General features: G+C 42.0%; 10 protein-coding genes. All 10 read right to left on the bottom strand.

What is annotated here, in order from left to right:
- Positions 1–41: 41 nt before the first annotated feature.
- The 10 genes from LZG71_RS05900 to LZG71_RS05945 all read right to left on the bottom strand — a co-directional run bounded on the left by LZG71_RS05900 (position 42) and on the right by LZG71_RS05945 (position 12,102).
- Positions 42–1,319: a PAS domain-containing sensor histidine kinase gene (locus LZG71_RS05900; RefSeq protein ID WP_233817969.1), complete on the bottom strand. Its 1,278-nt coding sequence runs from the start codon at positions 1,317–1,319 to the stop codon at positions 42–44.
- Positions 1,316–2,689: a sigma-54 dependent transcriptional regulator gene (locus tag LZG71_RS05905; RefSeq protein WP_233817972.1), complete on the bottom strand. Its 1,374-nt coding sequence runs from the start codon at positions 2,687–2,689 to the stop codon at positions 1,316–1,318. Before LZG71_RS05905 ends, LZG71_RS05900 begins: the two co-directional genes overlap by 4 nt.
- Before the next feature lie 216 nt (positions 2,690–2,905).
- Entirely contained in the window at positions 2,906–3,283 is a 378-nt protein-coding gene (locus LZG71_RS05910) for a GxxExxY protein (protein ID WP_233817974.1), read from the bottom strand.
- A gap of 131 nt (positions 3,284–3,414) precedes the next feature.
- The gene (locus tag LZG71_RS05915; protein WP_233817976.1) at positions 3,415–4,581 is read right to left on the bottom strand and encodes an ABC transporter permease; all 1,167 of its coding nucleotides are present in this window, start codon (positions 4,579–4,581) and stop codon (positions 3,415–3,417) included.
- Between the two features lie 32 nt (positions 4,582–4,613).
- Complete coding sequence (locus LZG71_RS05920; RefSeq protein ID WP_233817978.1) at positions 4,614–5,855, bottom strand: ABC transporter permease; 1,242 nt, start codon at positions 5,853–5,855, stop codon at positions 4,614–4,616.
- A 247-nt stretch (positions 5,856–6,102) separates the two neighbouring features.
- Entirely contained in the window at positions 6,103–6,942 is an 840-nt protein-coding gene (locus LZG71_RS05925) for an alpha/beta fold hydrolase (protein ID WP_233817980.1), read from the bottom strand.
- Positions 6,943–7,112: 170 nt separating this feature from the next.
- Positions 7,113–7,775, bottom strand: a complete 663-nt coding sequence (locus LZG71_RS05930) for an ABC transporter ATP-binding protein (protein ID WP_233817982.1) — start codon at positions 7,773–7,775, stop codon at positions 7,113–7,115.
- A 176-nt stretch (positions 7,776–7,951) separates the two neighbouring features.
- Positions 7,952–9,397: a TolC family protein gene (locus LZG71_RS05935; protein ID WP_233817984.1), complete on the bottom strand. Its 1,446-nt coding sequence runs from the start codon at positions 9,395–9,397 to the stop codon at positions 7,952–7,954.
- An 8-nt stretch (positions 9,398–9,405) separates the two neighbouring features.
- The gene (locus LZG71_RS05940) at positions 9,406–10,653 is read right to left on the bottom strand and encodes an efflux RND transporter periplasmic adaptor subunit (protein ID WP_233817987.1); all 1,248 of its coding nucleotides are present in this window, start codon (positions 10,651–10,653) and stop codon (positions 9,406–9,408) included.
- 186 nt (positions 10,654–10,839) lie between these two features.
- Entirely contained in the window at positions 10,840–12,102 is a 1,263-nt protein-coding gene (locus tag LZG71_RS05945; protein WP_233817988.1) for an asparagine synthetase B, read from the bottom strand.
- Between the last annotated feature and the right edge of the window lie 15 nt (positions 12,103–12,117).

Here is a 12,117-nt window from a genome sequence, read left to right on the forward strand (position 1 = left end):
GTCACTCAGTGAAAAACTCCGTAATACTCCGTGGTAAATGTTCAAAACACAATCACAAACTCCGTCCAGCCGTCTTCATTCGTTTTTAACGAAAAATGAAAACCATGATTAACCAGAATTTCCCGGCTTAGTGTGAGACCTATTCCCTGCCCGTCAGGTTTGCTGCTGTAAAATGGATTGAAAAGCTGATTGGATTCTTCCGCTGAAATAGGTTTTCCATTGTTCCGGATTATCAACTCCTTTTCAGAAAGTAAAATCTGAACCTCACTTCCCTGCTCACAAGCCTGAATTGCGTTTTTAACCACATTGACCAACACCTGTTCAATTTGACCAGAATCGGCTTTTTTACTGATATTTTCAGAAATATTCAGTTCAATTCTGACGCCTTTTTCCAAACTAAAAGGTTGCATAAAAATACAAACATCCCTAACTAGTTTGGAAAGATCAATGGTTTCTAAACCAGGCAAAGGCAGGCGTACCACGTCTGCAAAATTCCGCATAAAGCGTGTTAAACGCATATTTCTTTCTGAGGCAATCCGCAGCGCATCGCTAAGGTCTGAATATTCATCTGTGTTCAGATAATTCCTTGTCGTTTGCAGGATAGAATCCGTAGCTCCGAGGGTATTGTTCACCTCGTGTGCCATCATTCTGATTACCTTCCCATAAGCTTTCTTTTCCGACTCGTGCATTTCGGCGGTCAGTTCTTCTATCAAAATGAAAGATCTTTTAAAACCCTGATCCATAAAATGAGACCGCTGCACTTTGAAGGTTTCTATACCTTCCGCTTTGAATATCCTTGAGTCTCCATCGGCTAAGTGTTTTAAATCCGCCAATAATGGCACACCTGTTTCTTCCAGTCCTTTTCCTTTTAAATTCTTGCCAAATTGATTCTCTGCTTTTGCATTAAGGGTTTCAATTTTTTCGTCAAAATCAAAGATAATAATTGAAATGGGCGAAGCAGCGATCAGCTTTTCCAGAAAAAAGTGCTGTTCGTTCAACTTTGTTCTTTCTTCACGAAGTTGGTCGATCATCAAGTTATAAACATCGATCAGCGAATCGACCTCCCCTTTCCCGGTCGGTACAAACTTGATCGTAAAATCCTTATCCTTAATGGCTTCAATGCCCGATCTGACAAATTCGTTAGGTTGCATAAAGTCGTGGTAGATTTTAATGGAAAGCGCAACGGATATAAGCAGAAAAACCTCAGAGGCAATAAACAGGATCTTATCCTGAAACAAAATTTTATACACCAATAAAACCAATACCAAATGAAGCACCAGAATGTATAGTATGTATTTACTTTTTACCGACCATCTCATACATCCTCCGATTCGTAAGAAATGCCATATTTTTCGAGCCGGCGGTACAAAGCAAATCTTGTAATACCGAGTGAGCGAGCCACTTTCGAAACCTTATTCTGATGAAATTCCATCGCCTTTCTGATCATCTGAAATTCCATTTCTTCGAGCGTTAGTGCGCCCACTTCCGGCAAAGCACTACTTCTGGAAGAAATCATTCCGGCATTCAAACTTGCCTGAAAATCGTTCACATCCAGCTCGTCGGATGACGAGAGCAATACCGTTCTCTCCACAATGTTTTTTAGCTGCCTTATATTTCCCTGCAAGGGCAACGATTTCAGCCACTTAGAAGCCGGTTTGCTCAATTGCAAATTTGGTCGCTGGTATATGATTTTGAGGTTATTCATGAAAAATTCTGCCAGTAAAGGAATGTCATCCGGACGTTCCCGCAAGGCTGGTAACTTCACGGTAATGAGGTTGATACGGTAGTAAAGATCTTCCCGGAAAGTACCATTCGCTACCATTTCTTCCAGATTTCGGTTGGTAGCGCATATCACGCGCACATCCACAGTTCGGCTCTTGCTGCTTCCCAATGGCTCGAATGTGCGCTCCTGTAATACCCGCAGCAATTTTACCTGGCTTGACAGATCAAGTTCGCCTATTTCGTCCAGAAAGATGGTTCCGCGGTGAGCCATTTCAAAACGTCCCTCGCGGTCAGTCTTCGCATCTGTGAACGCGCCACGCACATGACCGAACAGTTCACTTTCAAACAGGGTGGAAGAAATACCGCCAAGGTTTACCTTTACAAATGGCTTACTTTTACGCTTACTGTTTGAATGAATTGCTTCCGCAATCAGCTCTTTTCCAGTACCGCTTTCGCCCGTAATGAGCACCGCGGCATCCGTAACGGCTATACGGCCGACCGTTTCCAGTATTTCAAGCAGCTTGGCGTCTTTGCCAACAATGTTATCAAACTGATATTTTTCTTCCAGTTTACGCCGGTTGGTGACCTCCGGACTTTGCTGTTCCAGATTTAAAATGGTCTTTACCGATTGCAGTAAATGATCATTTTGCCAGGGTTTGGTTATAAAGTCTTTCGCACCTAGTTTCATTCCCTGTACCGCCAGATCGATGGTTCCCCAGCCGGTAATGAGTATGACTGGTATGGCAGTATCATGTTTACGGATTCTTGAAAGCAAGCTCATTCCCTCTTCACCCGAGGTTTCGATGGAAAAATTCAGATCCAGCAATATCAGTTCCGGTGTTTCGGCATTCAGTATTTTAAAAGCATCGTCAGGCGAAGCCGCACCTTTCACCCCAAAGCCCTCCTTTTTAAGCATAAGAGCCAGAGATGTTCGTATTGCAAGATCGTCGTCGATGATAAGGAGCACTAGGTTTCAGGTTTTTAAGTTTAAAAGTTTGAAAGGTTTCACGCAAAGGTTTGAAGAAAAAGGAGCAAAGAACGCAAAGGAATAATCTTCGCGTTCTTTGCCAAGCTTTTTTGCTTTGCGTGAAAATTTCGAAACAAAGATTTTAAGAAAAAAGCAAAAAGCGCAGAGATACCCTTTGCACACTTTGCAGTTATCTTTTTTGCTTTGCGTGAAATCTCACAATCCATTCACGACACGTTGAATTCCGTTTTTTAAAAGTTTAGTATTGAAATTAATCAGCAACCCCAACTTTAAATTTGACAGCCTCAAATAGGTTAAAAGCTGGGCAGAGTGGACAGGAGCAATATCTGCAATAGCCTTAATTTCTATGATGATTTTGTTTTCCACTATCATATCAATCCTGTATCCAACGTCCATTTTCACTTCTTTGTATTCAAATGGCATAACGACTTGTTGTTTCACATCAAAACCCGCTTCCAATAAATCGTATGCAAACGCATTTTCATAAGCTGATTCAAGCAGTCCCGGCCCAATGTTTCTATGCAACTCAAGCGCAATCCCTATGATTTCGTAAGATAGTTCATTCTCATCCATGATGTTTTATTGAAGAAGTGTATTATCACAAAGATTCAATAAAAACCATTTGACTCAAAACCCTTTTGCGAACTCTGCTAAACTTTTCGTCTTTGCGTGAAACCTTCGAAACCTTAAAAAACCTTCAACTCTTATTCCTCATGCAAAGCAATAGCAGGATGTATCCTCGATGCTTGCCGGCTTGGCCACCAGGCACAGAGCGTCACGATGATGAAGATCAGAACGATTGCAATAACAATGGCTGTGATATATATATTAGCCTTCATGTCAAACACATGTATAATCGGGAACTGAATGGCAAACAGTAAGCCTATCAACACACTCAATGCGGCAAGCACCCATATTTCTCCTAAAAACTGCGTTGTAACTCCACTCTCTGTGGCTCCCATTGCTCTGCGTAATCCGATCTCATTTTTTCTTTTGGCAATATTCAGGTTAAGGATTCCAAAAAGACCAAGGGCCACATTGGTAAGCAAAAATCCACTGACGATCAAGAAAATGGTAACCGGAACGAGCGTCAGATTATGTCTGTTTTTACGCTGTTCAGTCAGATAACTAACCTCAATTCCCCAACCTGGTAATGTGGCAGCTACTTCCTTCACCAGCTTGGCTTCAAAATTTGCATCCACACCTGCTTTTGTTTTGATTAATACATTGGTGCTCCAGGTATCATCTTTGCTCAACATCTCGAAAAGCGCGGGCGAATCGCTGGCAAATTCACCCTTCGACTTAAATTTGTCAACAAGACCTACAACCTTGAAAGATTTTTTATCATCTACCTTTATCACTTTACCCAAGGGATTTTCATTGGCAAAAAGGACTTCTTTTAACTTCGAATTGATTACGATTGGCGTAAATTTTGAAACCCGGTCGCTCTCCGTAAACCACTTTCCGGCAACCACGGGCAAGCCAAGTGTTTTACTAAAATTCTCATCGGTATAAAAAAATTCGGGTGATATACTAACCTTCTTATACGTAACGCCATTCATCATCTGATTGGCAGAAAACGGTGAATTGCTACTCATACGTGAAAGCGATTCGACCTCTTTATTGGATTTGATCTGCTGCACAATACGATGCATTTTATCACTGACACCCACCGTATCCTGGTTATTACTCAATTGCAAATTCCAAACGCGCTCGTATTCGAAACCTATCGGCTGTACATAGTTACTGACATTGTAAACGATGAGTGACAGCACTCCGAAAAGAACCATAAAGGAGGCCCAAATCTCAATAATCAACAGAGAATGAGAGCCCTTTTTGTTCCAGATTAATTTAAATAAATGACGTAACATATCAATAATGATAGAATGAGTGAATGATTGAATTACGACTTAAGCGCATCGACAATTTTAAGTTTTGACATCCGGAATGCTGGTAAGACACCTGATAGAAATCCGAAAATCAGACAGATGAAAATACTGACCAGAAATACCGTGAAGTTGATCGTCAGATCGGCGTAAGCGATCCAGCCGCTGGAATTGATCATTGATATGATCACAAACGATAATATCAACGCGAACAAACCGCCAATGAATGTGATGAAAATGTTTTCAATGATAAACTGCCAGAGCAGTGCTTTTGCCGGAGCTCCAAATGCTTTCCTTACTCCTATTTCGGAAGCTCGTTCAAGTATCCGGCTCACATTGACATTCACCAGATTGATGGCAGGCAGCCCCATGATCATAACCAATATCAGTGCTCCTATCGAGTAAAAAAACACTTTTTGAGAATCGTCCCTGGCAAAAGTGTCCAAAAAATGATCGAAGTATTTAAGTGCCTTGACCGTTAGTACGGTGAAGTGGCCCCCATCCCGAATCTCATCCTTTGGTATACGGGAAATAGCATTGTCGAATTCTGCCTGAATTGCCGGGACATCGTCTATTGTTTTGGCCAATACCATGGCAATGTAACTTCCCCGGATACTCTTGTTCTCGTAATTGCTTTTTGGCGCAGTGTATGGAAAATAAACATCTCCATAGGTATACAATCGTGTGGCCGGACTGCCTTTTACAACTCCGATAACCCGGTAATTGATGTTTTCTATATCGATAAATTTACCAACCGCCTGAGCGCCCGGTTCAAAATACTGATCACGAAGGTCATCGGTGATCACGGCCACATGATCACCATTTTTTATGTTTTGCTCATTGTAAGGTTTGCCTTCCAGAAACTCAAAATCGGCCACTTCCCAGAAAGCAACATCCGTGTATTTTGTGTTTAACTTGATACGCTTTCCATTGACATAAGTATTTGAGAAACTAAAATTTGAAACAACCGCAACATTTTCAGGCGTTTTGAGCGATTTCGCATACTTTTCCAAAAACCTGAAACTTGCCGGACCGGAGCTCATCGAAGTTTTGGCAGAATCAGTTTGCAGCACCATGGCAATGTAGAGTGTTCTGAAACGCTTGTTCTCCGGATAATGTGATCCAAAAAGATGATCCAGAAAAGAGGTAAGCACCATCAGTACTGTCAGTGTAAGACTGATCCCGAACAAGGTAATGAACGTGTAGAAAGGATGCCGAAGCAATACCTTCCAGGCGATTTTTATGTAGTTTATGAGCATGGGGGAATGGGGATTAGGACATAGTTGGCTTGGGAACTAAGACTTTATGAAAACTCATAATCTTTCTGCTAACCTCGTCCAGTTTATTAAATAGCTATTTTTGATTCTTCCTGAATATGATTCCCAGGTTATAAAATGATAATATGAAATTCGTTACATCTTATACCTAAACATATTTATAATATTGAATATCAATAATTTAACCTGTTTAACATATAGAATTAACCGTATTGACCCGTAGTTTTTTCTACTTGTTTTTCAAGGAAGTCACACAGTTTTCATAAGTATCGATTAAAGCGTCAGCTACTATTTTGGGGTCCTGCTGATGTATCCCGTGGCTGTAACGTGGCAACAATATGATCTGGCTCTTACCATTATTTTTTATCATTTCTGCATAATGGTTTATTCTTAACTCATCCAGCTCTTTCCACCACGGTATCAGATTGATGCCCAATTTCAGATTTTTGTTCATTTCTGTTTCATAATGTTCAATATGCTTATTGTAAGCAATCATTACCGTTACAGGAACATCCTTAATAGGTTTTAAGGATTTATAATTTTTAAAGAACTCCTGTGAACTTTCATTCTGTACTCTTTTTGCCTCATTTCGAAAGCCATCTGACGTTAAGGTGTCGTTTATGATATTTTGAAGATTTATTGCCAACAGTTCCTGATAACCGGTTGAGCTGGATGTGTTAATTTTCACCCTGTTGTCTTCCTCTTTTGTAAGCATAAAGTCTGTCGGGTCAATAAAAAACAGCCCACAAATTTCATTTGGGTATGTGGAGGCATACAGGCGAATAAATGGCCCGCCAATTGAGTGTCCCACCAGCATATAGGGTGGACTTATTTTTAAAGTTGCCAACAAATCGTGAAGCCTTTTTATAACATCGGCATCTGTTTTAATAGAATTGTCGATTTCTGATTCTCCAATTCCGCTTCTGTCATAAACAATTCCTGCAAAGCTTTTTTGAATAAAAGGGAACATGCTCCCGTAAGCCCCGCCGCCAGACCCAAGGCCACTTTCGAAGACCATAATTGGCTCATTGGCTTTTCTTTCTTCCAGTCCGAAAGTTCTATATGCCATTTGTTTATTGTTGATGGATATAAATTTCCGGACGGATATCTGCGAAAAAGCTGATGTTATTGAAAAAAAAGTAATTAATGCAACCGTTAGTATTGATTTCATATTTGTTGTTTTTTATCAGCACGAAGCCTTACAAGCTAAACTGGTCTGGCACGCGCCTTGCCCCTTCCCTAAAGCACCTGCGTACCATCGAACAACCGGATCAACCTGTGTGTCCTTTTCGCCATGGCGTCGTCGTGGGTTACCATCACGATGGTGGCACCTTCTTCATTCAGATTCTGAAGTATTGTCAGGATTTCGTTACCCATTGCACTATCCAGGTTTCCGGTTGGTTCATCGGCCAGGATAATATCCGGCTTGCCGACAATTGCTCTCGCAATGGCAACACGCTGCTTTTGTCCCCCAGATAATTGTTTGGGGAAATGTTTCATCCGGTTGCTCAACCCAACTTGTTCCAGTGCTTGTCTTGCCAGTTCGCGGCGCTCTTTGAGCGTACTGTCGCGATACAGCAACGGGATTTCCACGTTGTCGATTACCGAAAGATCATTGATCAGGTGAAAGCTTTGAAAAATGAATCCCAGCTTCTCGTTTCGCAACCTGGCCAATTCTTTATCGCGGTAGTTGGTAACCTTTATTCCGCCTACTTCAATGCTGCCTTTGGAAGGTTCATCCAGAAGTCCCATGATATTAAGCAGCGTACTCTTGCCACATCCTGAAGGTCCCATAATGGATACGAATTCTCCTTTTTTTACATCAAGATTGATGTTGTTCAACGCAAGAGTTTCAATTGAACTGGTTCGGTAAACTTTTTCGACGTTCTGTAATTTGATCATGGCTTGGTTTGTGTTTTAAGGGTTTCACGGGAACGCCCGCCGCGCAAAGACGCTAAGGGAAAAAGTAAAGAGCGCAAAAGATCCTTTATAGATATCTCTTGTATACTTCAATTGAACTATATCTGCTTAAGTACTTTGCGGTTAAAACTTTGCGTCTTTGCGTGAAATCTTACTTATTATCTTATTTTCTCGTTTTTTTCAAAATCATACAATGTCAGTAATCTCAGGCTGTAATACGATTGCCAGTAGTCGCGCAGGGCGATGATGTAATCCCGCCTTGCACGATCCTTTTCCTGCATCGCAATGCCAAGGTCTGTTACACTCAAATCACTTAAAATAAACCGGTCCTGAGCAATTTGATACCGGTTGGCTGCAATGTCGTCTGCTAATTTGGTCAGTTTTGCCTGTTTTTGTAACATTTGTAAAAGTGTAACCTGCGTGTATATCTGTTGCTCAAAAGTAAGTTTATCCTGCTCTACGGATTGTTGCGCAAATTCCTGATTGGCTTTTGCTATCTCCGTTCTAGCCTTATTTCTTCCCCACGTCATGATGGGCAAAGTGAATTCAAGCCGCACCGATTCCCTATCCTGTGGATTCACATAAATATCTCCCGGCCTTACTCCCTGATTGCTCAAACCAAAAGTGGCTTGCAGCGACGCATTCAATCCATTGTTTTTCTTTGCCTTTTGGGTTTCCATTTCCGCTTCCAGCAATCTGCGTTTAAAACCAATTGCATCGGAACGGTTGGCAAAGGCTTCTTCCAAGGCAATTTTCGTATCAATCTCAAATTCCCCGGCCTCTATCGGAATTTCAAGTTCCAGATCTTGCTCGTTACGGGAACTCATGAACATTTTCAACTGCATAGATGCTACTGCTGTTGCTTGCTTTGCTGATGCAAGATCCTTTTGTGCCGTCAAAAGACCCATCTGGAGTTGCAACAGATCATTTTGAGATATCTTTCCCAACCGCAATTTGTGTTCTGCTATTTTGAACAGTGTATCACTGTTGCTTGTGTTTTTCCCGGCAATTTGCAAGTTCACTTGCGCGACCAACAGTTCAAAATAATATGCTGCGGCATCCAGGGAAACCTGTTCGAGTGATGATACAAATTGCTGGTTTCCTTCCTGAAACTTCAATGGTTCAATTTTCCTAGTCCATTTCATTTCATTGAAACGGAATAACGGCTGGTTGATCCCGATTTCCACAGGTATGCCATTGTAACTTGTTGTATTTCTGTCAAAATCGTCAAAACGCTGTAATTCCTTCTGGACGAAAATGGTGCCGCCTGTTAAAGCAATGTTCTGACTGAGACCCAGATTCACCAGCGAGTTATTGTAAGATACATTCCTGAATGAAATTGTACCGTCTGGCTGCACAACCTGAATATATGATCTGGTGAAACCAGGTAAAGTCCCCGACAGGCTAAGCTGCGGCTTGAAATCTGCGATAAACGAGCGATACTGCCAGTAATTGGTTTTCTTACGGGTTTCGGCCTGCTTGGATGAAATAGATTGTGAGCGCGCCAGTTGCACCACTTCCGCGAGTGTATAACGCTGAACCTGGCCAAAGATCTGACTGACAACAACGAACAGAAAAACTGATAACAGAGAAATTTTCTTCATGGCACCGATCAGTTTTGAATGGTAATTTCTTCCAAATGTTCATACTGATTCATATCCGTCAGAATCACCTTCTCGCCAACCTGCAAGCCGCTTTTGATCTCTACATAGTCGAAATTGGAAAGTCCGACCTGAATGTCTCTCCTTCGTGCAATACCGTTTTCAAGCACAAACACGTGTTGTTTCTGTTTGCCATTGAATGCAGGCCCATTTGCAACGCGAATTGTGTTGGAGCTTCGGCTTGTCACCACGTACACCTCTACTTTCATATTTGGGCGAAGCGCCTCATTTTGAGCGTTATCAAGCTGAATTACAAAACCTATGACTCCATCTTTTACGGCTGGTTTTACCTGTGTAATGATACCGCGCAACGCCGCTTCATTTACTTTCACAATAACAGCTAAACCTGGTTTCACCTGCTCCGCATAAATATCTGAGCAAGAACCTTCTACACGAAAGCTGCCCAGATCAGCGACTTTTGCGAGCATCTCACCTTCGTTCACAGATGATCCGATGTTTTCGTTGACCCATGTCAATACACCTTTACGATCGGCCACGATGTCGGCCATTTTCAGTTTATGCTGTAATTCTTTGAGATTTTTGCCTTCGATCTGCGCGCCAAGTTCGGTTTCCCGCAAACTGGCCCCCATGGATTTACGGTTGTAAGAAAGATCATTTTCAAGCTGTTGCTTTTCCAATTCTGCAATTTTCAGAGCATTTTCGGCGCGTGTGATATCCTCCCTGGTGCCGCCACCAACTTTTTCCAAACGCCTGGAATCTTCCAGATCAGCCCGTAATTTACTGATGTTCAAAAGCTTGATTTTATCGCTGATTTCGGCATCATACAAGTTTTTGTCCAGCTTCATACGCAGCTGTTCGATGCCGTTCTTTTTCAGCTCCAGCTGATCCTGAAATCGCTCGAATTCAATTTGAGTTAAGGATTTATCAAGCTCCACTATGGCCTGGCCGGGTACTACCTTCGTTCCCGGCGAGAGTAAAACACTTTTTATGCTTGCACGGATCGGACTCGTGATAATCTGCTCATAGGCGGGAATTACTTCGCCAGTAGCATTGAGGGTATTCTCGACATCGCCCTGCTGGACAATCGCCGTACGTATTTTGGACGACTCCATTGTACTGCCAAGTGATTTTCGAAGGAAGTATATTCCTGCGACAAGAATCAACAAAATGATTCCGCCCACAAACCACTTTCTGTTTCTTTCGCTTTTAACAAATTCCGGTGCTACTTCCCTGTCCATTGTGTACTGATAATTGAGAGCAATATTTTTTCATGGCTAACCTGCTATTATCAGTACAACTCTATGCCAAAAGTTATGTATTTAAAAATCAACCAATTGAGAAAAATTGCCACAAAAAAAGCCGTGCGATAACGCACAGCTTGTGTCAATCTGAACAAATAAGAAATCTGTTATTTCGACCAAACGCTAAGTTTTGAGCTTTTTCTTCTTAGCTGCCGGGAAAAGTACATTGTTTAATATCAATCGATAGCCGGCTGAAGTCGGATGCAGATTCAAATCAGTTGGCTCCTCTCCCACTCTATGCTGGTAATCTTCCGGATCGTGCCCGCCATAAAATGTAAAGAAACCCTTACCATGCGTACTGTGAATATACCGGGCTTCGTTGGCTGCCTTGTTCTCCGCAAGAATGATCACCTCCGGTTTCACAACCCGATTTTTAAATGCCGTGGTTTGCCCCATAAAACCCTTGATCACATTCTGATGATTTTGTGTAAGCATGCTCGGAACCGGATCCCATTTTGCAGAGAACTGGAATAGAGAAAAGAAATCATTCCCTTCTTCAAGGCGACGTTCCTCGGGCTGGTTGTCTATGTCCGAAAACTCAATTTCGTAGGGATATGGAATTGTCTTGAAATTGTGAAAAGCAAAAGTATTATCAAAATTCAGTTTACTGTTTGCAGTAGGATCCGCCGGTGTTCCGTCGTACATGGTTTCAACAATATCCAGTCCGTCGGCTGCTAGTGTTATATCAAAAGTGTCTGTTGCGTTGCACATCGCGAACATATACCCACCTCCCGTTACAAATTCCGATATCCTTTTGGCTACTGCCAGTTTCATCTGCGGAACGTTGGCAAACTGATATTTTTCAGCAGTGGCCTCAGCTTCACGTTTTTGCTCCCGGTACCAGGGAAAATCCTTGTACTGGAAAAACTTTCCAAACTGGCCCGTAAAATCTTCGTGATGCAAATGAAGCCAATCATATTCCGGGAGCTTGGTACTCAGCACCTCGTCATCATATACTACATCATAAGGGATTTCAGCGTAGGTGAGCACAAGTGTAACGGCATCATCCCAAGGTAATTTGGACTTTGGAGAATAAACCGCGATTTTGGGAGCTTTTTGCAATTTCACAGCATCCATATTTACATCAGGAGAGCTGATGCTGGTCATGATCTGACTTGCCTGGCCGTCCGAAATCACTTCATAACTCACGCCGCGAACCGTCATTTCAGAAGCGAAAGACTGATTATATTGCACCATAAAACTTCCACCCCGGTAATTGAGCAGCCAATCCATTTCCATTTCAAAATTTTTCAATATCCAGAAGGAAATTCCGTATGCTTTCAGGTGATTTTTTTGCGATCCGTCCATTGGAATGAGCAGCTTGTTGGCCCATACACCCGGGGATATTGACAAAAAAATGATAAGCGGAATAAACAGGCGTCTCATTGGTTTGATTCTTTC

The organism is Dyadobacter sp. CY312 (assembly GCF_021390535.1).
Classification (GTDB): domain Bacteria; phylum Bacteroidota; class Bacteroidia; order Cytophagales; family Spirosomataceae; genus Dyadobacter.